The sequence below is a fragment of the Micrococcus sp. H39-S4 genome (assembly GCF_027158145.1).
Taxonomy (GTDB): Bacteria; Actinomycetota; Actinomycetes; order Actinomycetales; family Micrococcaceae; genus Micrococcus; species Micrococcus luteus.
Genome location: NZ_JAPVLT010000002.1, coordinates 325,038 through 350,355, shown reverse-complemented (window position 1 = coordinate 350,355; position 25,318 = coordinate 325,038). Strand labels below are relative to the sequence as shown.

23 protein-coding genes are annotated in these 25,318 nt (G+C 73.0%); 7 read left to right on the top strand and 16 right to left on the bottom strand.

The window, feature by feature from the left end; genetic code table 11:
* Positions 1-54: 54 nt before the first annotated feature.
* Positions 55-1,635, top strand: coding sequence for an AMP-binding protein (locus O3T09_RS03610; RefSeq protein ID WP_269295375.1), 1,581 nt, complete (start codon positions 55-57; stop codon positions 1,633-1,635).
* 1 nt (position 1,636) lies between these two features.
* Here O3T09_RS03610 and O3T09_RS03605 read toward each other — a convergent pair whose 3' ends face one another.
* A complete protein-coding gene (locus O3T09_RS03605) occupies positions 1,637-5,218 on the bottom strand; it encodes a TM0106 family RecB-like putative nuclease (RefSeq protein WP_269295374.1) in 3,582 nt (1,193 codons plus the stop codon).
* 209 nt (positions 5,219-5,427) lie between these two features.
* Here O3T09_RS03605 and O3T09_RS03600 point away from each other — a divergent pair, with 209 nt between their 5' ends.
* The 3 genes from O3T09_RS03600 (at position 5,428) to O3T09_RS03590 (ending at position 7,968) form a co-directional block, all read left to right on the top strand.
* A complete protein-coding gene (locus tag O3T09_RS03600) occupies positions 5,428-5,844 on the top strand; it encodes a PaaI family thioesterase (protein ID WP_020624995.1) in 417 nt (138 codons plus the stop codon).
* 71 nt (positions 5,845-5,915) lie between these two features.
* Positions 5,916-7,265 (top strand): phenylacetate--CoA ligase family protein, encoded by a 1,350-nt coding sequence (locus tag O3T09_RS03595; RefSeq protein WP_269295373.1) that lies wholly within the window; start codon positions 5,916-5,918, stop codon positions 7,263-7,265.
* A gap of 91 nt (positions 7,266-7,356) precedes the next feature.
* Positions 7,357-7,968: a TetR/AcrR family transcriptional regulator gene (locus tag O3T09_RS03590; protein ID WP_002854256.1), complete on the top strand. Its 612-nt coding sequence runs from the start codon at positions 7,357-7,359 to the stop codon at positions 7,966-7,968.
* A gap of 13 nt (positions 7,969-7,981) precedes the next feature.
* On the opposite strand, the gene O3T09_RS03585 is transcribed toward O3T09_RS03590, so the two are convergent.
* From O3T09_RS03585 to paaZ, 3 genes are all read right to left on the bottom strand, one after another.
* A complete protein-coding gene (locus O3T09_RS03585; RefSeq protein ID WP_269295372.1) occupies positions 7,982-8,896 on the bottom strand; it encodes a hypothetical protein in 915 nt (304 codons plus the stop codon).
* 115 nt (positions 8,897-9,011) lie between these two features.
* Positions 9,012-9,944: a 3-hydroxyacyl-CoA dehydrogenase gene (locus O3T09_RS03580; RefSeq protein ID WP_269295371.1), complete on the bottom strand. Its 933-nt coding sequence runs from the start codon at positions 9,942-9,944 to the stop codon at positions 9,012-9,014.
* A 138-nt stretch (positions 9,945-10,082) separates the two neighbouring features.
* Positions 10,083-12,200: a phenylacetic acid degradation bifunctional protein PaaZ gene (gene paaZ, locus O3T09_RS03575; RefSeq protein ID WP_269295370.1), complete on the bottom strand. Its 2,118-nt coding sequence runs from the start codon at positions 12,198-12,200 to the stop codon at positions 10,083-10,085.
* 285 nt (positions 12,201-12,485) lie between these two features.
* On the opposite strand from paaZ, the gene O3T09_RS03570 reads away from it, so the two are divergent.
* The gene (locus O3T09_RS03570; protein WP_144818942.1) at positions 12,486-13,478 is read left to right on the top strand and encodes a DUF559 domain-containing protein; all 993 of its coding nucleotides are present in this window, start codon (positions 12,486-12,488) and stop codon (positions 13,476-13,478) included.
* A 196-nt stretch (positions 13,479-13,674) separates the two neighbouring features.
* Positions 13,675-14,112, top strand: coding sequence for an aspartate 1-decarboxylase (panD, locus tag O3T09_RS03565; protein ID WP_098470865.1), 438 nt, complete (start codon positions 13,675-13,677; stop codon positions 14,110-14,112).
* Positions 14,113-14,133: 21 nt separating this feature from the next.
* On the opposite strand, the gene O3T09_RS03560 is transcribed toward panD, so the two are convergent.
* The 12 genes from O3T09_RS03560 to paaA form a co-directional block, all read right to left on the bottom strand.
* Positions 14,134-14,628, bottom strand: a complete 495-nt coding sequence (locus O3T09_RS03560; protein WP_269295369.1) for a polyketide cyclase — start codon at positions 14,626-14,628, stop codon at positions 14,134-14,136.
* On the bottom strand, positions 14,628-15,011 hold the full coding sequence (locus O3T09_RS03555) for an MmcQ/YjbR family DNA-binding protein (protein ID WP_144818946.1): 384 nt from the start codon (positions 15,009-15,011) through the stop codon (positions 14,628-14,630). Before O3T09_RS03555 ends, O3T09_RS03560 begins: the two co-directional genes overlap by 1 nt.
* Before the next feature lie 115 nt (positions 15,012-15,126).
* Positions 15,127-16,014, bottom strand: coding sequence for a 3-hydroxyacyl-CoA dehydrogenase family protein (locus tag O3T09_RS03550; protein ID WP_269295368.1), 888 nt, complete (start codon positions 16,012-16,014; stop codon positions 15,127-15,129).
* A gap of 8 nt (positions 16,015-16,022) precedes the next feature.
* Complete coding sequence (locus tag O3T09_RS03545) at positions 16,023-16,808, bottom strand: enoyl-CoA hydratase/isomerase family protein (RefSeq protein ID WP_269295367.1); 786 nt, start codon at positions 16,806-16,808, stop codon at positions 16,023-16,025.
* 4 nt (positions 16,809-16,812) lie between these two features.
* Positions 16,813-18,030 carry a thiolase family protein gene (locus O3T09_RS03540; RefSeq protein WP_144825812.1) on the bottom strand — a complete coding sequence of 406 codons (1,218 nt, stop codon included), beginning with the start codon at positions 18,028-18,030 and terminating at the stop codon, positions 16,813-16,815.
* Positions 18,031-18,377: 347 nt separating this feature from the next.
* Entirely contained in the window at positions 18,378-19,736 is a 1,359-nt protein-coding gene (locus O3T09_RS03535; protein WP_269295366.1) for an MFS transporter, read from the bottom strand.
* Between the two features lie 236 nt (positions 19,737-19,972).
* Positions 19,973-20,758, bottom strand: coding sequence for an enoyl-CoA hydratase/isomerase family protein (locus O3T09_RS03530; protein WP_216879561.1), 786 nt, complete (start codon positions 20,756-20,758; stop codon positions 19,973-19,975).
* Between the two features lie 31 nt (positions 20,759-20,789).
* On the bottom strand, positions 20,790-21,959 hold the full coding sequence (gene paaE, locus O3T09_RS03525) for a 1,2-phenylacetyl-CoA epoxidase subunit PaaE (protein ID WP_269295365.1): 1,170 nt from the start codon (positions 21,957-21,959) through the stop codon (positions 20,790-20,792).
* Positions 21,959-22,468 (bottom strand): 1,2-phenylacetyl-CoA epoxidase subunit PaaD, encoded by a 510-nt coding sequence (paaD, locus tag O3T09_RS03520; RefSeq protein WP_060775444.1) that lies wholly within the window; start codon positions 22,466-22,468, stop codon positions 21,959-21,961. Before paaD ends, paaE begins: the two co-directional genes overlap by 1 nt.
* A complete protein-coding gene (gene paaC, locus O3T09_RS03515) occupies positions 22,465-23,298 on the bottom strand; it encodes a 1,2-phenylacetyl-CoA epoxidase subunit PaaC (RefSeq protein ID WP_002857862.1) in 834 nt (277 codons plus the stop codon). Before paaC ends, paaD begins: the two co-directional genes overlap by 4 nt.
* The gene (paaB, locus tag O3T09_RS03510; protein ID WP_020624884.1) at positions 23,295-23,597 is read right to left on the bottom strand and encodes a 1,2-phenylacetyl-CoA epoxidase subunit PaaB; all 303 of its coding nucleotides are present in this window, start codon (positions 23,595-23,597) and stop codon (positions 23,295-23,297) included. The genes paaC and paaB overlap by 4 nt, the downstream gene beginning before the upstream one ends.
* Positions 23,598-23,600: 3 nt before the next feature.
* On the bottom strand, positions 23,601-24,608 hold the full coding sequence (paaA, locus tag O3T09_RS03505; protein WP_222958637.1) for a 1,2-phenylacetyl-CoA epoxidase subunit PaaA: 1,008 nt from the start codon (positions 24,606-24,608) through the stop codon (positions 23,601-23,603).
* A gap of 259 nt (positions 24,609-24,867) precedes the next feature.
* Between paaA and O3T09_RS03500 the strand changes: the two genes are divergently transcribed.
* On the top strand, positions 24,868-25,305 hold the full coding sequence (locus O3T09_RS03500) for a hypothetical protein (RefSeq protein ID WP_269295364.1): 438 nt from the start codon (positions 24,868-24,870) through the stop codon (positions 25,303-25,305).
* The last annotated feature ends 13 nt before the right edge of the window (positions 25,306-25,318 follow it).

Here is a 25,318-nt window from a genome sequence, read left to right as displayed (position 1 = left end):
GCTGACGTCGCCGTCGCCCGGCGTCGGCGTGCCGAGAGGGATGAGGAGACCGAGATGACGGAACGGACCGGGCAGGCCAGCGAGGCCGGGACGATCGACCGGCTGATGGCCGGGTGGGTCGCCGACGTCGAGACCCCGGACGCCTGCGCCGCCCACCTGCTCTGCGACCGCTGGCCGGCCGACGCCGTGGCGTTTCGGTTCGTGGCGGAGGACATGTCCGCCGTCGACCTCACCTTCGGCGAGCTGGCCGACCGCTCCCGCCGCCTCGCCGCCGGCCTCGCCGCCCGCGGCGTCACGCGCGGCGACCGGGTGCCCGTGATGATGTCCAAGCGGGAGGAGCTCGTCATCACGCTGCTGGCCCTGTGGCGGCTCGGTGCCGTGCACGTGCCGCTGTTCACCGCGTTCGCCGAGGGCGCTGCACGGATGCGCATCGAGGGCGCGGCGGCGCGGCTCGTCGTCGCCGAACCCGGTCAGGCCGAGAAGCTCACGGACATCCCCGGCATCGAGATCATCCGCACCGGCCCGGAGTGGGACGCGCTCGCGGACTCCGCACCGCTGGCCGAGGACGTCGCCGTCGGCGGGGACGGGCCGATCGCCCTGCTGTTCACCTCCGGCACCACCGGCCGCCCCAAGGGGGTGCCCGTGCCGCTGCGCGCGGCCGCCGCGTTCGCCGTCTACCTCACGTGCGCGGTGGACCTGCGCCCCGAGGACCTGTTCTGGAACGCGGCCGACCATGGCTGGGCGTACGGGCTGTACTACGGGATCGTCGGCACGCTGGTGCTCGGGGCGACCTCGGTGCAGTACCGCGGCGCGTTCTCCCCGGCGACCATGGTCGAGGTGATCCGCTCGCAGGACGTCACGAACCTCGCCGGCGCCCCCACGATGTTCCGCGCGCTGGCCAAGTCCGGGGAGGTCACCGAGGACGCCCCGCTGCGGCTGCGGCGCGTGTCCACGGCGGGGGAGCCGCTGCCGCCGTCCGTGCTCGAGTGGGGCCGGGCGGCCCTCGGCACGGAGATCCGCGACCACTACGGACAGACCGAGCTGGGCATGGTCATCTGCACCCTTGCGCACCCTGAGCTGGCCGCGCCGCCCCGTCCGGGTTCGATGGGTGTGCCCCTGCCGGGGATCGCCGCCCAGATCCGGGACGGGCAGATCGCGATCGACGCGGCCTCGCCCCTGTTCTGGTTCCCCGGCTACCTCGGGGAGCCGGAGAAGACCGCGGAGCGCTTCACCCCGGACGGCCGCTGGTACCTGACCGGGGACACCGCCCGGCAGGACGACGACGGCTGGTTCTTCTTCTCCTCCCGGGACGACGACGTGATCCTCGCCGCCGGGTACCGGATCGGCCCGTTCGACGTGGAGTCCGTGCTCATCGACCACCCGCGGGTGCAGGACGTGGCCGTCGTCGGCCTGCCGGACCCGGAGGGGGTGCGCGGTGAGGAGGTCGTGGCGTTCGTGGTGCCCGCCGGGGCCGTCGCGGACCCGGACGCCCTGGCGGCCGAGCTGCAGGCCAAGGTCCGCGACGAGTACTCCAAGCACGCCTACCCGCGCCGGGTGCACTTCGTGGACCGACTGCCCAAGACCCCCTCCGGCAAGCTGCAGCGGTTCCTGCTGCGCCAGGGCGCCGCCGACTGAGTCAGCGGTGCACGAGCCGCAGGAACGCGCCGATCATCGGCAGGTCCTCGGGCCTGGTGGGCAGCGCGTCCGCGAGGGCGGGGGAGTGGACGAGGTAGGCGGCCCACTGTCCGCGCGAGATCGACACGTTGAGCCGGTTCCGGTTCAGGAGGAAGTCCAGCCCGCGCGGCACCTCCTGCGGTGAGGACGCCGCCATCGTCAGGATCGCGACGGCGGCCTCCCGGCCCTGGAACTTGTCCACGGTGCCGACGGTGGTGCCCTCGAGACCGGCGGCGTCGAGTGCCTGCCGGACCGTGGCGACCTGCGCGTTGTACGGGGCCACCACGATCACGTCGGACGGCACGAGCGGCCGGCCGGGGTCGTCCGGGCCGGTGGACCAGGTGCGGCCGAGCAGTGACCGGATGATCTCGACGACGGCCGCGGCCTCCTCCGGCGAGGACACCGCGTTGCCCGTGTGGGAGACCGGCCAGGGGTGCAGACCGGGCTCCACGCCGTCGAGCCAGCGGGCGTCCGTGACCTCCTCCCGCGCGCCGAGCCGGCCGGCGTAGGAGAGCTCGGAGACCGCGCGGGTGAGCGCCGAGTGCATGCGCCACGAGGTGTCCAGGAAGAAGCCGCGGTCGGGGCGGAGCACGGGGGCGCCCTCCGCGATCCAGGTCAGGGCCGCGTCGCCGATGGGCTGGGGGTGCTCGCCCCTGCTGACCTGGGGGAGCTGCTGCGGGTCACCCAGCAGCAGCACCGTCTCGGCCAGGGCGCTCGCGCCCAGGAGGTGCGCGAGGGAGAGCTGCCCTGCCTCGTCCACCACCAGGAGGTCGACCGGCTGGGCCGCGGCGTTCGCGAAGGTCCACGCGGTGCCGCCCAGGACCCGGCCCGGTGCCAGGAAGGCATGGACCTCCGATGAGCCCAGGGACGTCCAGCGGTGCGGTTCGTCCGGGTCCTTGGGCTCCTTGCCCACGCGGTCGGGGTCCACACCGACGCCGATCAGCTGGTCGAGGAAGTTCTCCACCACCGCGTGGGACTGGGCCGTGACACCGACCGTCCAGCCCCGGTCCAGGAGTTCCTTCACCGCGCGGCTGCCCACGAACGTCTTGCCGGTGCCGGGAGGGCCCTGCACGGCCACGTAGGAGCCGCGTGCGGACTCGACCGCCTCGACCAGGCCGCCGACGCCGTCCCGCCGGCCGTCTCGTACGTCCGCCCCGATCGCGGCGAGGGTCCGGCCCGTGGTGCGCGGGGCACGGCGCGCCAGGATGCCGAACACCGCTCCGTCCGGCAGCCGGCCGCGGCGGGCGGCCTCGGCGGCCTGCTCCCGGATGCGTTCGAGGAGGCCGCCGGGCCGGACATAGTTGAGGTGGAACACCGCCATGGGCACCTCTGCGTGCGGTTCCGGCTCGTACTTGGCGCTGAGGCGCTGCAGCAGGCTGACGCGGAACCGGCCCGGTGCGATCTCCTCCACCTCGGTCACGTCCACGGGCGATCGGCTCTGCCAGCGGACGGCGTTGGGGGCCAGCTCCGCCCAGCGCGGCGGCTGCTCGTACAGGGCGTTGAGCTTGAACCTCTCCTTGCTGTTCCGACGCGGCCGGACCTCGGTGCCCGGCTCGAGGCGCCCGGTCACGGTCAGCGTCCGGGCGGGGTTGCTCCGCGGGGTGGGACGTTCCCATGCACCCACCGACTCGACGGTGTCGAACACCAGGTTCGCGCGCGGCTCCTGCCACTCGTCCGGGGCGGACACCGCCCGATCGAACATGGCCCACCACAGCGGCTTGTTCTCCCTCGCGAAGTAGCCCAGGCCAGCGGCCAGCAGGGCGATACCGCGCGGCCCGCCGTCGAGCTCCGTCTCCGGGGCCCCCGTCCCGCCCGCCTCGTCCCTCTCGACGCCCGCCAGCGCCTGCAGCGAGGCGGCGAGGGCCGCGTCCTGCTCCTGGAGCGACGGCGCGGCCTCGACCAGCGGCTCGTCCCCGGTCGCGGCGTCGTCGGCGGGACGGTCCGCGACGGCCGTCTCCTCGGGCTCGACCTGCGCCAGCAGCCAGTCCCGCAGCCGCGCCGTGGAGACGCAGTCGTACCGGTTGTAGTCCTCGATGTCGGCGCGGATCGCCCGCGCGACCTCGGTGTCCCCGGCCTCCATCGCGGCGACGTACCGGTGGTACTCGGTGACGCTGTCCGCCGCCGTCGTGACGCCGTCCTCCGCCCGGTGCTCCGCCCCCATGTAGAGGGGCTCCAGCTTCTTGATGGAGTAGCTCGGCACACCGGCCCGCAGGGCGGCGCGGACCGTGGCGTAGAGGTCCACGAACAGCCCCGCGCGCAGCCAGTCGTCCAGCTCGCGCTCGCCCACGCTGTGGCGCACGGTCAGGCGTTTCAGCGCGGTGACCTCGTACGCGGCGTAGTGGTAGATCCGCATCCCCGGGTGGGTCGCGCGCCGCGCCTCCACGAACGCCACGAACTGCTCGAGCGCCGCCCGCTCGGCGGCACGGGTGTCCGCCCACAGGCCCGTGAACCGGAAGTCGGCCGAGGCGGTGCGCGCGGTGTCCCCGCCCGGCGCCTCGACCCATCCCCACAGGTACTCGAGGCCCTCCATGCTCCCGTCCGCGGAGACCCACAGCGGGTCCCCCTCGAAGTCGAAGAAGACGTCTCCGGTGTCCGGCACGGGCAGCCCCGCCACGGCGCGCGGGTCCACGATCCGATGCGGCGGCAGCCCGTCCGCCCCGGCCGGCTCCAGCTGGATCGCCGCCTGTTCCCGCAGTGCCTCCCACGTGCGACGGGCCATGCCCTCCGGCGGTGCGACGGACGCCGCGAGCTGCTCGATGGTCGTGATGCCGGCCTCGCGCAGCCGGGTGCGCTGCAACCGCGTGGCCCCCGCCGTGAGCAGCACGTCCCGGTGCTCGGCGACGGCCTCCTCGCACGCGCCGCAGACGCTCAGGCGGTCGTCACCCCAGCGGGCGGGCTGCCCGGCGGCCACGTGATCCTGCAGCAGCGCCTCCAGCCGGGCGCGCTGGTGCCGGTACACCGGGATCACCTCGTCCAGGTCCGCGACGTGCCGGGAACCGTCCCCGAGCCACAGGCTGCCCTGCCGCGCCCGCGGCACGCCCATGCCGTCCAGCAGGTCCGCGTAGGCGGCGATCTGCAGCAGCGCGGTCACCCGTGCATGCCGGGCCAGCTTCGTGTCCACCACCTCGTACGCGCCCTCGGGGTGCTCCTCGTCCGTGCGGAGCACGAGGAAGTCGGCCAGGCCGCCGAACGCGCCGTCGTGCAGCATCCCCTGGAACACGACGGCGGGGCGCGCGGCCAACGCCGCCGCGGTGCGCTCGCGGGCGGCCTGTACGCCCTCGGGCGTGTAGCGCTCCGGGCGGGCGAGCCGGATCACCTGGTCCGCGCCGTGCTCCGCCTCGAGGCGCGCGAGCACGCGGGACTCGTGCTCGTCCCCGAGGCGGGAGACCCGCTCGAGGAACGCGTCCGCCACGCCGATCCACGAGGCGCGTCCGAGCTTGGGGTCCACCGTCCCGCGCAGCCACCCGTAGGTGCACGTGGCGGCGGCGGTGATGTCCGAGGGGCTGAGCATGAAGGAGGCGCGGTCCGGCGCGAAGGTCACCATGCCGTCACCCTAGACAGGAGCCGCGGACACGATGGGCAGGGCCCGCGCACAGGGTCCCGGTGCGCCTCGCCCCGGCGGCGGCAGGGCGGGGCGCGTCACACACCGGACCGGACTTGACGTGGGTCACATCCAGATAGTTACCTAATGATCGTTCAGTAATTCTATGCGCCGCCGCGCCGGCGCGCCCGTGCCGGCAGGGAGGCCCGCCCATGACCGAGACCGCCCACCACCCCATGCTCGCCGAGGACCGCGTGGCGCGGTGGCTCGGCGTCACCCTCGAGGCCGCCGAGAAGGACCACGCGCGCATCCGGATGACGCTCACCGAGGACCAGCACAACGGCTTCGGCCTGGCCCACGGCGGCGCCGTCTTCGCGTTCGCGGACACGTGCTTCGCGTTGACGTGCAACGACCCCGCCTCGGACGGCTCCACCCTCACCGTGGCCTCCGGCGTGGACGTCAACTTCCTCGCGGCCACCCGCGCCGGGCAGACCCTCGTCGCGGAGGGGCGCCTGGTCGCCGCCGCGGGCCGCTCGGCCGTCTACGACATCACCGTCACCACCGACGACGGCACCCCGGTGGCCGCCTTCCGCGGCCGCTCCCGCACCATCCCCGCCCCCGGACGCTGACCGACGGGCGCACCCGCCGGTGCGCCGCCGTCGTCGACCGCCGCCCGACCCCGCATCCCCAGGAGGACGCCATGCTTGAGGCCTCGATCCCCAACCCGTACACGCCGGCACCCCTGCCCGCCCCCGCCGACCGCGGGGCGCCGGACCCCGAGGAGACGATGAGCCGGGGCCAGATCGAGGCGCTCCAGTTCGAGCGCCTCCGCTGGACCCTGCACCACGCCTACGAGAACGTGCCCGCGTACCGCGAGCACTTCGACGCGCACGGCGTCCACCCCTCGGACTTCACAGAGCTCGGGGACCTTGCCAAGTTCCCGTACACGGACAAGGAGTTCCTGCGGAAGAGCTACCCGTTCGGCGCGTTCGCCGCCACGGGCCCCGAGCTGCGCCGCATCCACGCCTCCTCCGGCACCACCGGCCAGCCCACCGTGGTCGGCTACACCGACGACGACCTGGCCACGTGGGCCACCCTGGTCGCCCGCTGCTTCCGCGCCGGCGGCATCCGCCCCGGTGACCGCGTGCACAACGCGTACGGCTACGGCCTGTTCACCGGCGGCCTGGGCGCCCACTACGGCGCCGAGCGCATCGGGGCGGCCGTGATCCCGATGTCCGGCGGGCAGACGGAGAAGCAGGTGCAGCTGATCACCGACTTCCAGCCGCGCGCCATCCTCGCCACGCCCACCTACCTGCTGACCATCGCCGACGGCTTCAAGAAGCTCGGCCTGGACCCCCGCGAGTCCTCCCTCGAGGTCGCGATCCTCGGCGCCGAGCCGTGGACCGACGAGATGCGCCGCGAGATCGAGCAGACCTTCGACCTCGACGCCCTGGACATCTACGGCCTCTCCGAGGTCATGGGCCCGGGCGTGGCCGGCGAGTCCGCGGCCACCAAGGACGGCTCCCACATCTGGGAGGACCACTTCCGCCCCGAGATCATCGACCCGCTCACGGACGAGGTCCTCGAGACCGGCCGCCACGGCGAGCTCGTCTTCACCTCGCTCACCAAGCAGGCGCTGCCGATCATCCGGTACCGCACCCACGACCTCACCCGCCTGTTGCCGGGCACCACGCACCCGGGCCACCGCCGCATGGGCCGCATCACCGGCCGCTCGGACGACATGATCATCCTGCGCGGCGTGAACCTGTTCCCGTCGCAGATCGAGGAGCTGGCCCTCAAGGAGCCGGCCCTGTCGCCGCACTTCACCCTCGAGATCACCCGCCCGGACCGCATGGACCAGATGGCCGTGAACATCGAGCGCCGCGATCATGCGACCCTCGAGGAGGCCCAGGCCTGTGCCGCGCACCTGCGCATGGAGATCAAGACGAAGATCGGCTCCTCGTGCGTGATCAACGTGGTGGAGCCGGAGACCCTCGCCCGCTCCTCCGGCAAGCTCAAGCGGATCTACGACCTGCGCGACCAGGCCTGATCCCGCCCCGCGGCCGATCCCGGCGCCGGCGTGCCCGGTAGAGTGGACCGGTGCGTCGTCGTCGGCGTCCGCCCGCCTCCGAAGGAGCCCCGTGCCCCAGAGCAGCCCCACCCCGCGCCGCGGCCGGCCCGGCTATGACCGGCAGACGCTGCTGGCCGAGTGCGTCGAGCTCTTCAACCGGCACGGCTACGAGGCGACGTCCATGGGCATGCTCGCCACCCACCTGGGCATCTCCAAGTCCGCGATCTACCACCACGTGGAGTCCAAGGAGGCGATCCTCGACCACGCGGTGACGGAGGCGCTCGACGCCCTCGAGGCGTGCCTGGACGATGTGGTGGCCAGCGGGGCCGACGCCGGCGCGCAGGTCGAGGCGGCCATCCGCGGCACGCTCGGGGTGCTGGCGGAGAAGCAGCCCGAGGTGACCCTGCTGCTGCGCCTGCGCGGGAACTCGGCGGTCGAGCTGGCCGCCGTCGAGCGCCGCCGCGAGATCACCCGGCGTCTGGGCGACCTGCTCGAGGCCGCCCAGGCCGCGGGTGCGGTGCGCTCCGACGTGAGCCCGCGCAACCTCGCCCGCCTGGCGCTCGGCATGATCAACTCGATCGTCGACTGGTACCGGCCGGATCGCGGCGCCCCCGGCCAGCAGGGACCGGGCCAGATGATCGACGCCGTCACGGGCGTGGTGCTCGGGGGTCTGCGGGGCTGAGGGTCCGCTGTCCTCAGCCCTCGCCGTCGAGCGCGGCGAGCACGTCGGTGACGATCGAGGCCGCACGGTCCTCGGCGTCCGCGGGGACCCCGCCGTCCGCGTCGGCCTGGGCCACGGCCACGATGCGGGCGCCGTCCTGCACGGCCGTGAGGTGCGAGTAGACGGACCCCCCGGGGGCCGGGAGCGCCGTGTAGGCGGTGCCGCCCTCGTGCTCGGTCCGCGTCACGCTCTCCACGCCGAGCCCGGCCAGGTCCACCCCGGTGCAGGCCTGCCCCGCCGCTCGGGCGTCCTCCAGGGCGGCGCGGGCGGCCTCCTCCGTGGGGTACACGGTGACGCGCACGCCGAGCGGAGTGACCTCGGCGTCGGGGGACGCCGTGAAGGAGGGCGGCGGCGTCGAGGTGGGCCCGCCGCCGGTGGTGGCGGCCGTCTCCGGCTGGGCCGTGAGCCCCAGGTCAGCGGCCCCGGCCTCGGCGTCCCGCTCCAGGTCGGAGCGGGTGGCGTCCAGGCAGGCCTGCTGTTCCGCGTTGCGGGTGGGCGCCGGGCTCGCGGCGGCGTCGACCGCCTGCTCCAGGCCGGCGGCCCGCTGACGCAGCTCCGTCTGCCGCTCCAGCGGCGAGGCGGCGCTCAACCCCACCTCGGACCCCGGCCCCGCGGCCCGCTGCACGGCGGCCTGCACCGCCAGGGTCCGCTGCCCGTCCAGCGCGGGGGGCATCTCGAGGGACAGGCTGCCCGAGGAGGAGGCGGCGCCCGTGCTCGCCGTGGCGCTGCTGGCCGCGGGCGACGTGGACGCGGACGAGGCCGCCGTCGTCGTGGACGATGCCGACGAGGGGGCGGGGGAGGGGGGCTCTGCGCCGCCGCCCGCGCACCCGGCGAGGGCGAGCGCGCCCACGGCGAGGGCGCCGAGCAGGGGGAGTCGGGAGGTTGTCATGGCTCGACTCTACGTGCGCTGTGACGGATGCCACAAGGAAGCGGCGGGGGCATGCGTCGGGGCCGCCCGATGCGTGGTGCGCATCGGACAGCCCCGGATCCGCCGGCGGAGGAGGTCAGCCGAGCGGGGTGTCCTTGTCGCCCAGGTTCCAGTCCTCCACCGGGCCGAGGTTCTCCCCGTCCGGCCCGTAGCGGTAGAAGCCCTGGCCGTCGGCCACACCGCTGTGGCCCTCGGCGATGCTCTTCTCGAGCAGCTCGGCGAAGCCGCGCTGCCAGTCGACGCCCGTGTTGCGGGAGACGTTGGCGGCCACGTGGAAGCCCACGATGTCATAGGTCTGGAACGGGCCGCGCTCGTTGCCGGTGGCCACGCGCCAGGTGCGGTCGATGTCCGCCGGGTTGCCCACTCCGTGCATGTACAGCTTGGAGCCGGCCTGCAGCCACGGGATGAGCAGGGAGTTGAGGAAGTAGCCCGGGATCTCCTTGCGCACGTGCACGGGGACCATGCCGGTCTCCTCGGCGAACTGCAGGGCTCCCGCGACGGCCTCCGGCGAGGTCGCGGCGGTGCCCATGACCTCGGCGGTGTTCTGCGCCCAGATGCGGTTGGCGTAGTGCAGGGCCAGGAAGCGCTCCGGATGGCCGCTGGCGTCGGCGAAGTCCGAGGGCAGCAGGGAGGAGGTGTTCGTGGCGAACAGGGTCGTGGCGGGGGCGAGCTCGCCCACCTGGGCCCACACCTTGCGCTTGAGCTCCAGGTTCTCCGGGACGGCCTCGACCACGATGTCCGCATCCGCCAGGGCCTCGCCGAGGTCCGAGGTCGGCGTGATGCGGGCGATGGCCTCGTCGAAGCGCTGCGGGTCGTAGCCCTCCCCGAGGTCTGCTTCGTAGCCCTGGCGGATCCACGCCCAGCGGCGCTCGATCCCCTCGAGGGCGGCGGGGACGGCGTCGTAGGCCATCACCTTCTTGCCGTGGTACGCCGCCTGCATGATGATCTGCGAACCCAGCACGCCGGTGCCCAGCACGGCGACCTGCTCGAAACGGGTGAACTCGGACATGTGTGTCGACCTTCTTCTCTCGCGGTCCGAATGGGACGTACAGGTGAACGCCCCGGGCACGCTCCTTGTTCCCGGGGACGACGACGGGCCGCCCGGCGCGCAGCGGGCGCACGGGACGGCCCGTCGGGGCGGGGAGGCTCAGCCCTGGGAGGTCTCGGACGGGGCCATCGGCCAGGTCTTGGCCACGAGCGTCAGCACGTCGTACTGGGCGCAGAGCTCGTCCTTCTGGTTGTGGATCCGGCAGTCCCAGGCCACCTCGCCGTACTCGTCGCTCACGCGCGGGGTGATGCGCTTGGCGGTCAGGGTCACGCGGATGGCGTCGTCGTAGGTCACCGGCGTGATGAAGCGCAGGTTCTCCAGGCCGTAGTTGGCCAGCACCGGGCCCGGATCCGGGGCCACGAACAGCCCCGCGGCCCACGAGACCAGCAGGTAGCCGTGGGCCACCCGGCGCGGGAAGAACGGGTTGGCCATGGCGGCCTCCTCGTCCGTGTGGGCGTAGAACCTGTCCCCGGTCTCCTCCGCGAAGGCGGTGATGTCCTCCAGGGTGACGGTGCGCAGGCCGGAGGCGAACTGGTCGCCCACCGTCAGCTCGGCCAGGGACTTGTAGAACGGGTGCACGGCCGTGCCGGCCTCCACGTCCTCGCGCGTCACCGTGTGGGCCGCGGCGCCCTGATGCCACACGCCGGTGATGGCCGTGAGCATGTCCGGGGAGCCCTGGATCGCCGTACGCTGCATGTAGTGCTTCACGGCGCGGACCCCGCCGAGCTCCTCGCCGCCGCCGGCGCGGCCGGGGCCGCCGTGGATCAGCACCGGCACGGGGGCGCCATGGCCCGTGGTGGTCGCGGCGGTCTGGCGGTTCAGGACGTGCACGCGGCCGTGGTGGGCGCCGATCCCGGCGGCGAACGCGCGGGCGGTCTCACCGTCGTTCGTGGCGACCGTGGCCACGAGCGATCCCGAGCCCAGGGCGGCCAGGGCCACGGCGTCGGCCACGTCCGTGTAGCCGATCACCGAGGTGACCGGACCGAACGCCTCGATGCTGTGCACCTCGGGGGTGCGCGCGTCCTCGAAGGTGAGCACCGTGGGGGCGAAGAACGCGCCGGACTCGGCGTCGGCGTCGCCGGTCGAGCCCTCGGGGCCGCCGAGGCGGACCTGACCGCCGGCGTCGACCAGGCGCTGCACCGCGCCGCGGACCTCGCCCTGCTGCTCCTTCGAGGCCAGGGCACCCATGGTGGTGCCCTCGACGCGCGGGTCGCCCAGGACGACCTTGCCCAGCCGGGCGGAGAGGGCCTCGACGACGGCGTCCACGTGCTCCTGCGGGACGATCACCCGGCGGATGGCGGTGCACTTCTGGCCGGCCTTGACCGTCATCTCCTGGAAGACGACCTTCACGAACGCCTCGAACTCGGGGGTGCCGGGGGTGGCGTCGGGGCCGAGGATGGCGGCGTTGAGGGAGTCGGTCTCCGCGGTGAAGCGGACGCCGCCCTCCTGGACGTTCGGGTGCTTCTTCAGGGTGGCCGCGGTGGCGGCGGAGCCGGTGAACGCGACGTGGTCGCGGTAGTCCAGGTGGTCCAGCAGGTCGCGGGCGGAGCCGGAGATCAGCTGGATCGAGCCCTCGGGCAGCACGCCGGACTCGAGCATCAGCTCGACGCACTTCTGCGTGACGTAGCCGGTGGGGGTGGCCGGCTTGACCACGGTGGGCACGCCGGCGACGAAGGCCGGGGCGAACTTCTCCAGCATGCCCCATACGGGGAAGTTGAACGCGTTGATCTGCACGGCCACGCCCGGGATGCGCTGGTAGATGTGCTCGCCGATGAAGGAGCCGTCGCGGGAGAGGGGCTCCACGTCGCCGTCGATGATCACGGTGGAGTTCGGCAGCTCGCGGCGGCCCTTGCCGGAGAACGTGAAGAGGGTGCCGATGCCGCCGTCGACGTCGAAGGCGTGGTCGCGCTGCGTGGCGCCGGTGGCGAAGGAGACGTCGTAGAGCTCCTGGACGCGGGAGTTCAGGTAGAGCGCGAGCTCCTTGAGCTTGAGGGCGCGCTGGTGGATGGTCAGCTCGCCCAGGGTCTGCTGGCCGACGGTGCGGGCGTGCTCGATGGCGGCGGCCGTGTCGAGGCCGTCGGTGGAGACGCCGGTCAGGCGCGCCCCGGTGTTCGCGTCCGTCACGTCGGTGACCTTGGACGGGTGCGACGGTGTCCACCAGCTGCCGGCGACGTAGCTGGGGAGGATCTCCGGGAGGGAGGGGGCGGTGACGGTCACGGGGGCTCCTGGTGTCGGGGGCGCGGACGAGTCCCGACCGATCGGTCGGTTATTGCCCCTCACCCTAGCCGAGACGTGCATCACGCGGGAGGGGGAGCCGGGCCGGTGACGCCGTCGTCGTGGGGAGTGGGGTGGGGTCTGGCGGCGCGACCCGTGGCGCCGAGGCCCGCAGACACGCCGCTATGGCCAGGACATAGCGGCGTGTCTGCGGGCCTCGGCGGGGCGTCGTCCACAGATCCCGGCGGACGACGACGGCGGCGCGCCCGGATCGGGCACGCTCGGCGCATGCCCCGCTCGCCCGCGCCCCTGCCTCCGATGCGCTGCGGACTGGACGGCCTCCTCCGCGCTCCGACCGTGTTCTCGACCCCGGCCGCGCGCGAGGCGGGCGTGAGTGCGGCCCGGCTGCGGCGCGGGGACGTGGTCTCCCTCGGCTGGGGGCTCTGGGGCCTGCGCGGCGTCGAACCGGACCCCATGGACCATGTGCGGGCTCTGCAGGATCTGCACCCCGAGGGCGTGTTCAGCCACGTCACGGCCGCCCGGGTGCTCGGCCTATGGCTGACCGGGCCGCTCGCCGCCGACCGGTCCGTGCACATCGCGACCCCGCGCGGCCACGGCACCGCGTCGCGCCGGGCCGGGATCTGTTCACACCGCCTCCGCGCCGACGCACCGGTGCGGATCGTGGACGGGGTGCGGGTGACCGCACCGGGGTGGATCTTCGTGGACCTCGCCGCGCAGGCCGGGCCGCTCGAGCATCTCGTCGCGCTGGGGGACAGCATGGTGCGGACCGCCCCGACGGAGGCCCGCCGCCGCCGGCTGCCTCCCGGGGTGACGGACGTGGCCGAGCTGCGCGCCGCCGTCGAGGAACGCGGACGGGTGCGCGGGATCCGCGCGGCCCGGGAGGCGCTGGAGCTCGTGCGCCCCGGGGCCGACTCGCCGCAGGAGAGCCGACTGCGGGCGCGGCTCGTCCTGGACGGCATCCCCGAGCCCGCAGTGAACCCGTGCATCCGCCTCGCCACGGGACAGCGGCTCCGCGTGGATCTGGTGTGGGCGGAGGCCAAGGTGGCGGTCGAGTACGACGGCGATCAGCACCGCACGGATCGCCGGCAGTGGCGTGAGGACCGCGAGCGGGACGCGGCCCTGCGCGCGGAGGGCTGGGAGGTGATCCGGGTGACCGCCGACGTGTTCCGGCCGGGGCACTGGGAGCTCTTCGTACGGCAGCTGCGGGGCCTGGTGGCCGCGCGGACGCGGCCGGGCCGAGTGCCGCCGTCGTGGATCTGACCCCGCCCAGGCCCGCAGACGCGCCGCTACCGCCCAGACGTAGCGGCGAGTCTGCGGGCCTGGGCGAGAGGGGCGGAGGCCTCGGGCCCTCGGGCCGGCGTCGACCCCCTGCCCCTCGTCTCCGGACCGGCGTAGAATCGAGCACCGGTCCCCTCGGACCCGCCCCACCCCCCCCTCATCCGGAGAGTTCTGCCGCATGCTGCGCACCATGTTCCACGCCAAGATCCACCGGGCCACCGTGACCCAGGCGGACCTGCACTACGTGGGCTCCGTGACCGTGGACCAGGACCTGCTGGACGCCGCGGACATCCTCCCGGGCGAGCTCGTGTCCATCGTGGACGTCACCAACGGCGCGCGACTGGAGACCTACACCATCGCGGGCGAGCGGGGCTCCGGCGTGCTCGGCATCAACGGCGCCGCCGCCCACCTGGTGCATCCGGGGGACATCGTCATCCTCATCGCCTACGGGCAGATGGACGACGACGAGGCTCGCACCTTCCAGCCCAAGGTCGTCCACGTGGACGCGGACAACAGGATCGTGGAGCTCGGCGTCGACCCCGCCGACGGCCTCCTCGACGGCCTCTCCCGCCCGCCGCTGTCCCGCGAGTGGAACGAGGCCCAGGCCGAGCTCTGAGCCGGCCGGGGCACCGGGCCGTCATGAACGAGACGTTCGAGCGGGATCAGCGGTCGGCACGGCCTTCGCCCCGAGCGCCCGACGCGCGGAGCGCATCGCGGCCGCATGGCTGAGGCCCATCGCGGCGCGGGCGCCCGGCACGCGGGCCACGGCGCGCATCCACGGCGAGGTCAGCACCACCTCCTGCTCCCACGCCACGATGCAGCGCGGCGCGTGTCCAGCCGGGGCGCCGTCGTCGTGGACGGTGACCCGTACGGTGCCCGTCAGGTCTCCGCTCAGGTGGGCGAGCAGAAGGCCGCGGGCGCGGTCGTCGATGAGACGCTCCATCGTCAGGCGCACCGGCACGAACCCGCGCAGCCGGACGGCGGCGCGGTCGGGGCCCAGGTGGCGGGCGCGCGGGACGGCCGACCACCAGTGTGGGTAGCCGGCCGGGTCGGCGAGCAGGGCCAGCACGGACCGGGCGTCCGCGGGGACGGCCCAGCGGTGGGTGAAGCGGAAGGGGCGGTCGGCCGACATCAGGCCCGGCCGAAGGTCTCGGGGTCCACGGGGCGCCGGGTGCGGGGGAGCTTCGCGACGACCAGCAGGTACGACTCCGTGACGAGGTCCCGGACGAGTTGCTCGTCGAGGTCCGGGTGCGCGGCCAGGCTGAGCCAGTGCCGCTTGTCCATGTGATAGCCGGGCGTGATCGCCGCGGGCAGGGCCGCGCGCAGCTGGGCGCCGTCCTCCGGGCGGGCCTTGACGTTCACGAGGCGGCGTCCGTCGTGGTCGATGAACACCACGAACAGCTTCCCCTGCACCTTCACGACCTCGGTGTCCGGGCCGAAGGGGTGCGACGCGGCGCTGCCCGGCAGCTCGAGGGCGCGGTCGCGGGCGATGCGCAGCAGCGTGGGCTCGTCCATGCCCACCACGCTAGCCGCGCCGGCCCCGCACTTTCGAACGTGATGTCGGGGGAATGGGCGCTTTCGAACGGGAGATAGGCCCTGTCTCCCGTTCGAAAGCGCCTGCCCCGGGGGCTCAGCGGTAGTCGAAGAAGCCCTTGCCGGACTTCCGGCCGAGCTCGCCGCGGGCCACCATGTCCCGCATGAGCTGCGGCGGGGCGAAGCGCTCACCCAGCTGGGACTCGAGGTACTCCGCGATGCCCAGGCGCACGTCCAGGCCCACGATGTCGGTCAGCGCCAGCGGGCCGACCGGGAACTTGTAGCCGAGCACCATGGCGGCGTCGATGTCCTCGGGGGAGGCCACGCCCTCCTCGACCATGCGGATGGCCTCGAGCGCGATCGCCACGCCCAGGCGCGACGAGGCGAAGCCCGGGGCGTCCTTGACGACGACGGGGGTCTTGCCGAGCCCGCGGACCCACTCGGTGGACAGGGCCTGGAGCTCCGCACCGGTCTGCTCGCCGATCACGACCTCCACGAGCTTCGAGGCGGGCACCGGGTTGAAGTAGTGCAGGCCGCAGAAGCGCTCGGGGCGCTGCAGGTGGGTGGCGATCTCGCCGATGGACAGGGAGGAGGTGTTGCTGGCCAGCCAGGCGTCCTCGCGCAGGTGGGCCTCGACGTCGGTGAGCGCGTCGATCTTCACTTGCATGTCCTCGAACACGGCCTCGACCACGAGGTCGCAGCGGGCGAAGTCGGCACGGTCCACGGAGACGGTCAGGCGCTGCGCCCATTCGTCCAGGTCGCCGTCGATCTTGCCGCGCTCGAGGGAGGCGGCCAAGTCGGCCTCGATGCGTTCCTTGGCGGCCTGGGCCGACTGCGGGTCGCGCTCGACGACGACCACCTCGGACGAGCCGGAGACGAGGAACGCGTGGGCGATGCCGCCGCCCATCCGGCCACCGCCGAGGACGCCGACGACGGCGGGCACGGAGGACGGAGCGGTGTCAGGGGTGCGCTGCTGATCGGTCATGTCAGTCCTCACTTCTTCTTGCGGTCCAGGAACGCCTGCATGCGCTCGAACTTGGCCTCGGACTCGAACAGGATGGCCTGCGCGATCTCGTCCACGTGGGGGTGCGCCTCGCGAGGGAGGTGGAAGACGCGCTTGGACAGCCGCACCGCCAGCGGGTCCTGCTGAGCGATGCGGTCGGCGAGGGCGTCGGCGGCGTCCAGGAGGGCGTCCGGCTCGTGCAGCTCGGTGACGAGCTTGAGCTCGAGGGCCTCCTGCGCGTCCAGGATCCGCCCGGCGAGCAGCAGCTCGAGGGCCACCGGCTCACCCACCAGCTCCTTGAGCCGCCACTGGGCGCCCGCAGCGGCCGTGATCCCCAGACTCGTCTCGGGCTGGCCCATCTTCAGCGCCGGGGTGGCGATGCGGAAGTCGGCCGCGTAGGCCAGTTCCGCGCCGCCGCCGAGGGCGAAGCCGTCGATCGCCGCGATCACGGGCATGGGCAGCCGGTGGATGCGGTCGAAGACCTGGGAGTTCACGCCGCGCAGGGCGTCGTCGCGGCGGCGCTCGCGCAGCTGTCCGATGTCCGCGCCGGAGGCGAAGATGCCGGAGAACCTCCCCGGCTCGCGCGTCGACTCCACCTGTGTGCCCGAGATGATCAGGATCTTCGGCTCGCGTTCGAGGTGGGCGCAGAGTTCGTGGAACTCGTCGACCATGGTCTGGTCGATCGCGTTGCGCACGCCCGGGCGGTCCATGCGCGCGTGGACGCGGTCCTCACGCTCCTCGACGCGCAGTGCCGTGAAGTGGCTGAAGCCGGTCATCTGCTCAGACCCTCTCGACGAGCATCGCGGAGCCCTGGCCCACGCCCACGCACATCGTGGCCAGGCCCCTGTCCGCGCCCTCACGCTCCATCCGACCGAGCAGCGTGACCACGAGACGCGACCCCGAGGAGCCCAGCGGATGGCCCAGGGCGATCGCGCCGCCGTCGGCGTTGACGGTCTCCGGGTCCAGGCCGAGGCGCCGCATCGAGGCCAGGGACTGGGTGGCGAAGGCCTCGTTGAGCTCGACGGCGCCCAGATCCGCCACGGACCAGCCGGAGCGCTCGAGGGCCTTCTCGGTGGCCGGGACGGGGCCCAGACCCATGATCTCGGGGGCCAGGCCCGCCGAGGTGGACTCCACGACGCGGGCCCGCGGGGTCAGGCCGTACTTCTGCGCGGCCCGCTCGGAGACGACGAGGATCGCCGAGGCGCCGTCGTTGAGGGAGGAGGAGTTACCGGCGGTGACCACGCCGTCCTTCTTGATGATCGGGCGCAGGCCGGCGAGCACCTCGGGGGTGGAGCCGGGGCGGGGGCCCTCGTCCGTGTCCACGACCGTCTCGGCGCCCTTGCGGCCCGTGACGACGACGGGCACGATCTCGTCCGCGAAGCGGCCGGCCTCGATGGCGGCCAGCGCACGCTCGTGCGAGCGGGCGGCGAAGGCGTCGGCGTCCTCGCGGGTGATGCCGTCCACCTCGCCGACCTCCTCGGCGGTCTCCGGCATGGAGAAGGTGAACTTCTCCCCGAACTCGCCGTCCGCGAAGCGGGGGTTCACGAAGCGCCAGCCGATCGCGGTGTCGAAGGCCGCGCCGGGCTTGGCGAACGCCGTCGTCGGCTTCTCCATCACCCAGGGGGCGCGGGACATCGACTCCACGCCGCCGGCCACGACGACGTCGGCCATCCCGGAGCGCACCATCGCGGTGGCGATGCCGATCGCGGACATGCCGGATGCGCAGAGACGGTTCACGGTGATGCCGGGGACGGTGTCCGGGAAGCCGGCCAGCAGCCAGGCCATGCGGGCGACGTTGCGGTTCTCCTCGCCGGCGCCGTTGGCGTTGCCGAGGATGACCTCGTCCACGACCGACGGGTCGATGCCGGCGTCCTCGATCACGGCCTTGATGGTCAGGGCGGCGAGGTCGTCGGGGCGGACGGAGGAGAGGGCGCCGCCGTACTTGCCGACGGGCGTGCGGCGACCGCCGACGAGCAGGGCCTGGGACTGTGCGGACATGGAGACTCCTTGAGTGACCGACGACGGGGCGGGGCGGGCGCGGCGAATTACCGACCGTGCGTTCAGGTTCAGTATCCCGGGCCGGTGTGACGGGGGTCAACTGCGGGGGCGGGGTGTGACGGGGTGGAGACGGAGCCGGGCGGCTGCGCCGAGGCCAAGTCGATCGGCGTCTGACCCGGCGCACCCCGCGCCGAGGCCCGCAGACGCGCCGTTTCGTCTCTGAGGTAGCGGCGTGTCTGCGGGCTTCGGCGACGGTCTGACCGCCCTCGACGCCGGCGCGCCCTTCCGGAGGGGGACGCGCCGTCGTCGTGGGGTGGGGACGGGCGAAGCCCGTCAGGCGGGCCGGATCAGGCCGGGACCACCGGGTTCGAGCGCGTGGCGACCACCTGCTCGTCGTGCAGCTCGCGGTCCTGGATGCCCTTGGGGACGAACAGGACGGCGATGAGCGAGACCGCGGAGATCACGATGATGTACCAGGCCACGTTCTCCCAGCCGGTCTTCACGAGCTGGTCGGCGAGCAGCGGGGCGAAGGCGCCGCCGATGATGGTGCCGAGCGCGTAGCCGATGGAGACGCCGGAGAAGCGGACGCGGGCCGGGAACATCTCGGCGTACATCGCCGACTGCGGGCCGTAGGACGGACCCAGGCCGAGGGTCAGGACGAACAGGCCCAGCGAGAACAGCGGCAGAGACGCGGTGTTCAGCAGCCCGAACAGCGGGAAGGCCCAGACGATCAGGAAGCCGTAGCCGAACACGAAGGTCAGCTTGCGGCCGATCTTGTCCGAGACCCAGCCGCCGAGCAGGGTGAAGATGAACCAGCCGACGCCGCCGACGAGGCTCGCGATGAGCACCTCGGAGGAGGTCATGCCCAGACCCTTCGGGCCGCCGTACTTCGAGAACCACGCGATGAGCAGGTAGCCGACGCCGTTGTTCGCGGCGAAGATCACGGCGGCGAGGATGACCTCCTTGGTGTGGTGCCGGAAGAGCTCGCCCAGCGGGGCGGACTCGTCCACCTTGAGCTGCTGCATCTCCTTGAAGACCGGGGACTCCTCGACGGCCTTGCGGATCAGGTAGCCGACCACGATCAGGATCACGGAGATCAGGAACGGGATGCGCCAGCCCCAGGTGAGGAACTGCTCCTCGGACATGGTGGAGCGCACGATGAACAGCACGCCGGTGGCCAGGATCATGCCCAGCGGCACGCCGATCTGCGGGGCGGAGCCGAACAGGCCGCGCTTGCCGTGGGGGGCGTGCTCCACGGACAGCAGCGCCGCACCGCCCCACTCGCCGCCCGCGGACAGGCCCTGCAGCAGGCGCAGCGCGACGAGCAGGATCGGGGCCCACACACCGATCTGGGCGTAGGTGGGCAACAGGCCGATGAGGGTGGTGGCCAGGCCCATGCCGATCAGCGTGAGGGACAGGACGAGCTTGCGGCCGAAGCGGTCGCCGAGGTGGCCGGCGACGATCGCGCCGAGCGGGCGGACGAGGAAGGAGATGCCGAGGGTGACCCACGCGGCGATCTGGGAGCCGTTCTCGCCCATCGGCTGGAAGAAGAGGGCGGCGAAGACGAGTGCGGTGGCCTGGGCGAAGATGAAGAAGTCGTACCACTCGATGGTGGTGCCGACGACGGTGCCGGCGATGACCTTGCGCTCCTCGCGGCGGTCACGCGCGGGGACGGGCGCCGCGGGGGATGCGACGGTGTGGCTCATGGGTGCTCCTGGGATGCGGGGCGGCAGCCGACCGTGAGACGGCGGCGGGACGGTGTGGTTCCCGACCGATCGGTCGGGAAGTGACACCCGTCACCGTATACGATCCTCTGTGACTCACGCCACGATCCGGGCTGATGACGGGAATGTGACGCGGCCGGGCCGGGCCGGGACGACGACGGCGCCGCGCCCCTCGCGCGAAGGGTGCGGCGCCGTCGTCGATGGCGGGGTGCGGCGGCTCAGCCGCGGCCGGTGAACTCCGGCTTCCGCTTCTCCTGGAAGGCCCGGAAGCCCTCGGCGTAGTCCGCGGTGCCGCAGAGCTCGCCCTGGGCGATGTTCTCCGCGTCGAGGGACTCCCACAGGCCCACGCGGTGGTCACGGACCTGGGCCACGAGCTCCTTCGACGCGCGGAATGCGAGGGTCGCGCCGGAGGCCACCTGGGCGACCTTCGCGCGGGTGAACTCGAGCAGCTCGTCCGCGGGCAGGGCCCGGGAGAACAGCCCGGCCTGGACGGCCTCGGCGCCCGAGAGGAGCTCGGCCGTGTAGATCAGGTCCAGGGTGCGGTGTGCGCCCAGGCGCTCGGTGAACAGCCAGTGGCCGCCCGAGTCCAGGGTGGCCCCGAGGTTCGCGAACGGCGAGCCGATCTTCGCGTCCTCGGCCACGTACACCACGTCCGTGGCGATCGCGAGGCCCAAGCCCACGCCCAGGCAGGCGCCCTGCACTGCGGCGAAGGTGGGGACCGGGATCGCGGACATGGCCCGCAGCACCGGGGTGACCCTGTCCCGCAGGTAGGCGGTGGCGTCGTCCTCGGCCGGGTCCACGGCGGAGATGTCGCGGCCCGCGCAGAAGCCGCGGCCCTCGCCGCGCAGCAGCACGGCCCGGACCTCGCCGGACTCGACGCCGGCGGCGGCCCGCGCGTAGGCGGCCTGGAGTTCAGCCAGCGCGGCCTCGTCCAGGGCGTTCATCCTCTGGGGGGCGTCCAGCACAATCTCGGCGACGCCGTGCTCGACGGTGATCTCGATCATCGGGGGCTCCTTCGGTCTCGTGGGCGGGCGCTCAGGCGTCGAAGTCCAGCGTGATCGAGTCGGAGGTCGGGCGGGTCTGGCACGTGAGCACGTAGCCCTTCTCCACCTCGTCCTTCTCGAGCGCGTAGTTCTCGTCCATCTCGTAGGCGCCGTCGACGACCTTGGCGCGGCAGGTGCCGCACACGCCGCCGGCGCAGGCGAAGGGCACGTCCGAGCGGACGCGCAGCGCGGCGTTGAGGACGGTCTCGTGGGCGGACTTGGGGGACTCGACCTTGGCGGTGAGGCCGTCGAGGTTGAACTCGATGGTCACGTTGTCGCCCTTCGGGTCCACCTCCACCACGCGACCGGAGTGGCCCTGCGGGTTCTCCGGGCGGCCGGTGGTGAACAGCTCGAAGCGCACGGCGTCCTCGGACACGCCGCGGGCGGCGAGCGTCTCACGGGTGAGCTGCACGAGCTCGAACGGGCCGCAGAGGAACCACTCGTCGGTGCCCTCCACGTCGATCACGCGGTCCAGGAGGGTGGTGAGCTTGTCCTCGTCGATGCGGCCGGAGAGCAGCGGGGACACGCGCTGCTCGCGGGAGAGCACGTGGTGGACCGTGAACCGGGCCGGGTACTTGTCCTTGAGGTCGCCGATCTCCTCGGCGAACATCACGTCCATGGCGGAGCGGTTCGCGTAGACCAGGTCGAAGCGCGAGGTCTCGGAGGCCGCGAGCACGGCCTTGGCGATCGCCATGATCGGGGTGATGCCCGAGCCGGCCGCGAACGCCACCAGGTGCGTGTCCTTATTCTCCGCGACCTTCTCCGCCGCCACCTTCTGGGCGTCGTTGAGGGAGGTGACGTGCGTGCGGGACGTGAACGCGCCCTGCGGGTTCATCACGTCGATCCTCTCGCCGACCTCGAGGCTCTCGTTGGCCCATGTGGAGAACGTGCCGCCGATGTCCTTCTTCACGGCCACGCGGATCTCGCCGCGCTTCGGGACGGCGCAGATCGAGTAGGACCGGCGCACCTCGGCGCCGTCGAGCTCCTTGCGCAGGGCCACGTACTGGCCCGGCACGTAGTCGTAGTCGTCGGCGAGCTCCTCGGGCACCGCGAAGGTGACCTCCACGGAGTCCTCGGTCAGACGCCGCAGCTCGGACACCTCGAGGGTGTTGAACGTGGCGCGGCGCTTGCCGGTGGTGGGGGCGTCGGTGGTCTCGGTCATCAGTGCACCTTGAAGTAGTCGAAGGGCTCGAGGCACTCCCGGCAGGTGTAAAGGGCCTTGCAGGAGGTGGAGCCGAAGCGGGTGATCTCGCGGGTGTTCAGGGAGTGGCAGCGCGGGCACTTCACGGCCATGCCGATCCTGATCGGGCCGTCCGTGGTGCGCGCGACGGGCGGGGCGATGCCGTACTCGTTGAGCTTGGCCTTGCCCTCGTCCGTCATCCAGTCCGTGGTCCAGGCCGGCTGGAGCACCAGGCGCACCTCGGCGTCGGGGAACCCGGCGCGCCCGAGCGCGCGGGCGACGTCCGTGGTGATGGTGTCCATGGCGGGACAGCCGGAATAGGTGGGCGTGATGACGACGACGGCCCTCTCGCCCTCGACCCGTGCCTCCCGGAGGATCCCCAGGTCCGCGATGGACAGCACGGGGATCTCCGGGTCGTGCACGGTGGAGGCCGCATCCCAGACCCGCGCGCCGGCGGGATCGGCGGGGCGCAGCTCGCTGGCGGTGGTCACCAGGTCGCTCCCGGGTGACGGCGCGCCAGGGACTGCATCTCCGCGAGGATGTACCCGCGGTACTCGCTCATGGCGCCGGAACGGTCGCCGCCGCGGGCGGTGCCCGTCGTCGGCACGGTCAGGCCGGCCTCCTCGATGGCCGCGCGGATGCGGGTCATCGTCGGCTCCTCGAGCGAGGACGGCAGCACGGCGACGCCCTGCTCGGCGAGGGCGCGGACGACGTCGTCGTCGTGGAAGAGCTCGGCCACGTAGGGCCACAGCTCGTCCAGGCCGCGCTGCATGCGGCGCTTCGACTCCTCGGTGCCCAGACCCAGGCGCTGCAGCCACAGGGCGGCGTGGTCCTGGTGGTACAGGACCTCCTTGAGGGCCTTGTCCGCGATGGCGGCGAGCGTGGGGTCCGTGGACTCACGCAGGCGGGTGTACAGCTCGTACGAGTAGAACGAGTAGTACAGCTGGCGGGCGATCGTCTTGGCGAAGTCGCCGTTCTCGGCCTCCACGAGGCGGACGGAGCGGAACTCCTCCTCGTCGCGGAAGTACGCGAGCTCGTCCTCGGTCTTGCCCCACGCCGTGCCGGCGTAGGAGAGCAGGAAGCGGGCGTGGCCCACGAGGTCCAGGGCGATGTTGCCCAGGGCGATGTCCTCCTCGATCTCCGGGGCGCGCGAGATCCACCAGGACAGGCGCTGGCCGAGCATCAGGGCGTCGTCACCGAGGGCGAGGGCGTAGCGGGCGACGTCGTCGCTCGCCTTCTGCTCGCCGGCCGCGATCTCCTCGGCCGTGATGGCCACGCCCGCGGAGTGCCTCGTGGCGGAGTCGTTGGTCGCGAAGCTCACAGGTGCGGCACCCCCTCGGACTGCTGGTAGTAGGTGGCGTGACGGTAGGACTTGCCCTGCGCGGACTCGAAGAAGCCGCCCTTGGAGTCCGGGTCGGAGGCCGCGATGGCCTCGGCCGGGACGACCCACACGGAGGTGCCCTCGTTGCGGCGGGTGTACAGGTCACGCGCGTTGCGCAGCGCCAGGGTGGCGTCCGGAGCGTGCAGCGAGCCGGCGTGCACGTGGGAGAGGCCGCGGTTGGCGCGGACGAAGACCTCCCACAGGGGCCAGGCGTGGGAGGCGGCGGTGGTCTCGCTCATGGGTCAAGCTCCGATCAGGTGGGTCTCGGCCGGCGCGTGCTGCTCGGCCTGGCGGCGGGCGTAGGCGGCGGCGGCCTCGCGGACCCAGGCGCCGTCCTCGTGGGCCTGGATGCGGCGGGCCATGCGCTGGGTGTTCATGGGGCCGTCGCCCTTGATCACGGACATGAACTCGTCCCAGTCCAGCTCGCCGAAGTCGTAGTGGCCGCGCTCCTCGTTCCACTTCAGGTCCGGGTCCGGCAGGGTGAGGCCGAGGGCCTCGGCCTGCGGGACGATCATGTCCACGAAGCGCTGGCGCAGGTCGTCGTTGGAGAAGCGCTTGACCTTCCACGCCATGGACTGGCGGGAGTTGGGGGAGTCCTCGTCCGGCGGGCCGAACATCTGCAGGGCCGGTCCGTAGAAGCGGTTCACGGCGTCCTGGGCCATCTGCTTCTGCTCCGGGGTGCCGTGCGAGAGCTCGTAGAGGATCTCCCAGCCCTGGCGCTGGTGGAACGACTCCTCCTTGCAGATGCGCACCATCGCGCGGCCGTACGGGCCGTAGGAGGCGCGGCACAGCGGCACCTGGTTGCAGATCGCGGCGCCGTCGACGAGCCAGCCGATCGCGCCCATGTCCGCCCAGGTGCGAGCCGGGTAGTTGAAGATCGAGGAGTACTTCGCGCGGCCGGAGAGCAGCTGCTCGTTCAGCTCGTCCCGCGGCGTGCCGAGGGTCTCGGCGGCGGAGTACAGGTACAGGCCGTGGCCGGCCTCGTCCTGGACCTTGGCCATGAGGATCGCCTTGCGCTTCAGGGAGGGGGCGCGGGTGATCCAGTTGGCCTCCGGCTGCATGCCGATGATCTCGGAGTGCGCGTGCTGGGAGACCTGGCGGGTCAGGGACTTGCGGTACGCCTCGGGCATCCAGTCGCGGGGCTCGATGCGCGAGTCCTCCGCGATCAGACGGTCGAAGTTCTCCTGGCCGGCCGCATCCTCGGGGGACGGGACGGAGGCCAGGTGCTGGGGGGAGCTGGTCTGCGTCATGGGGATCACCTCACGCTGAGTGCGGGCTGGTTCCGTGGTCAGGGCGCACCGGGGCGCACCGAATTACTGACCGCTCGTTCAGGATAGGCCAAGGTGTGACCTCGGTCAACACGCCGGAGCCGGTGCGACCCGGGTGCGATGCGGCCATCGGGACGGTGCGGGAGGGTTGGCTCCTGCACAGGCGTCCCGACGGCGGCCCCCATCCCCGGATCGTCCCGCGCCGCGGTCGCGGGACCCGGGCGCTCCCTACGGTGGCCGCATGCCACCGCTCATCGGACCTCAGCAGATCGCCACGGCCCTGCGGGCCGTCGGACTCGACGACGACGCCGCCCGCCTGGTCGCGTGGGCCGACCCCGCCCGGCGCGAGCGGGAGGCCGCCGAGCAGGCCCTCGCCGACCTCGCCGTGGCCCAGACGCAGCTGCGCGCGGCGCTGGGCGGGCTGGTCAGCGCCGCCACGGACGTGCGCTCCGCGATCCAGACGGGATGGCGCGGGGAGGCCGCCGGTGCCTACGGGCAGGCCGTGCGACGGGCGGCGGCCCTGGCGGCGGAGCTCGAACGGGAGGCCGGCGAGTGGCTCGCCCTGCGGGCCACCGCCGAGCGGGACGCCGAGGACGCGCGCCGGAACGCGGAGGCCCGGCAGCGGGCGGCCGAGGAGACGGCGCTGGCCGTCCTGCGCTCGCTGGCGGTGGCGGCATGACCGGCGGGCGGGG

Excerpts from the sequence above, each read along its gene's own strand:
- O3T09_RS03530 (WP_216879561.1), bottom strand. The coding sequence starts at position 20,758 with ATGATCGAGATCACCGTCGAGCACGGCGTCGCCGAGATTGTGCTGGAC.
- O3T09_RS03600 (WP_020624995.1), top strand. The coding sequence starts at position 5,428 with ATGACCGAGACCGCCCACCACCCCATGCTCGCCGAGGACCGCGTGGCG.
- O3T09_RS03595 (WP_269295373.1), top strand. The coding sequence starts at position 5,916 with ATGCTTGAGGCCTCGATCCCCAACCCGTACACGCCGGCACCCCTGCCC.
- O3T09_RS03580 (WP_269295371.1), bottom strand. The coding sequence starts at position 9,944 with ATGTCCGAGTTCACCCGTTTCGAGCAGGTCGCCGTGCTGGGCACCGGC.
- O3T09_RS03605 (WP_269295374.1), bottom strand. The coding sequence starts at position 5,218 with ATGGTGACCTTCGCGCCGGACCGCGCCTCCTTCATGCTCAGCCCCTCG.
- paaA (WP_222958637.1), bottom strand. The coding sequence starts at position 24,608 with ATGACGCAGACCAGCTCCCCCCAGCACCTGGCCTCCGTCCCGTCCCCC.
- O3T09_RS03550 (WP_269295368.1), bottom strand. The coding sequence starts at position 16,014 with ATGACCGATCAGCAGCGCACCCCTGACACCGCTCCGTCCTCCGTGCCC.
- O3T09_RS03545 (WP_269295367.1), bottom strand. The coding sequence starts at position 16,808 with ATGACCGGCTTCAGCCACTTCACGGCACTGCGCGTCGAGGAGCGTGAG.
- paaB (WP_020624884.1), bottom strand. The coding sequence starts at position 23,597 with ATGAGCGAGACCACCGCCGCCTCCCACGCCTGGCCCCTGTGGGAGGTC.
- O3T09_RS03500 (WP_269295364.1), top strand. The coding sequence starts at position 24,868 with ATGCCACCGCTCATCGGACCTCAGCAGATCGCCACGGCCCTGCGGGCC.
- O3T09_RS03570 (WP_144818942.1), top strand. The coding sequence starts at position 12,486 with ATGCCCCGCTCGCCCGCGCCCCTGCCTCCGATGCGCTGCGGACTGGAC.
- O3T09_RS03585 (WP_269295372.1), bottom strand. The coding sequence starts at position 8,896 with ATGACAACCTCCCGACTCCCCCTGCTCGGCGCCCTCGCCGTGGGCGCG.
- panD (WP_098470865.1), top strand. The coding sequence starts at position 13,675 with ATGCTGCGCACCATGTTCCACGCCAAGATCCACCGGGCCACCGTGACC.
- O3T09_RS03540 (WP_144825812.1), bottom strand. The coding sequence starts at position 18,030 with ATGTCCGCACAGTCCCAGGCCCTGCTCGTCGGCGGTCGCCGCACGCCC.
- O3T09_RS03610 (WP_269295375.1), top strand. The coding sequence starts at position 55 with ATGACGGAACGGACCGGGCAGGCCAGCGAGGCCGGGACGATCGACCGG.
- O3T09_RS03535 (WP_269295366.1), bottom strand. The coding sequence starts at position 19,736 with ATGAGCCACACCGTCGCATCCCCCGCGGCGCCCGTCCCCGCGCGTGAC.
- O3T09_RS03560 (WP_269295369.1), bottom strand. The coding sequence starts at position 14,628 with ATGTCGGCCGACCGCCCCTTCCGCTTCACCCACCGCTGGGCCGTCCCC.
- O3T09_RS03555 (WP_144818946.1), bottom strand. The coding sequence starts at position 15,011 with ATGGACGAGCCCACGCTGCTGCGCATCGCCCGCGACCGCGCCCTCGAG.
- paaE (WP_269295365.1), bottom strand. The coding sequence starts at position 21,959 with ATGACCGAGACCACCGACGCCCCCACCACCGGCAAGCGCCGCGCCACG.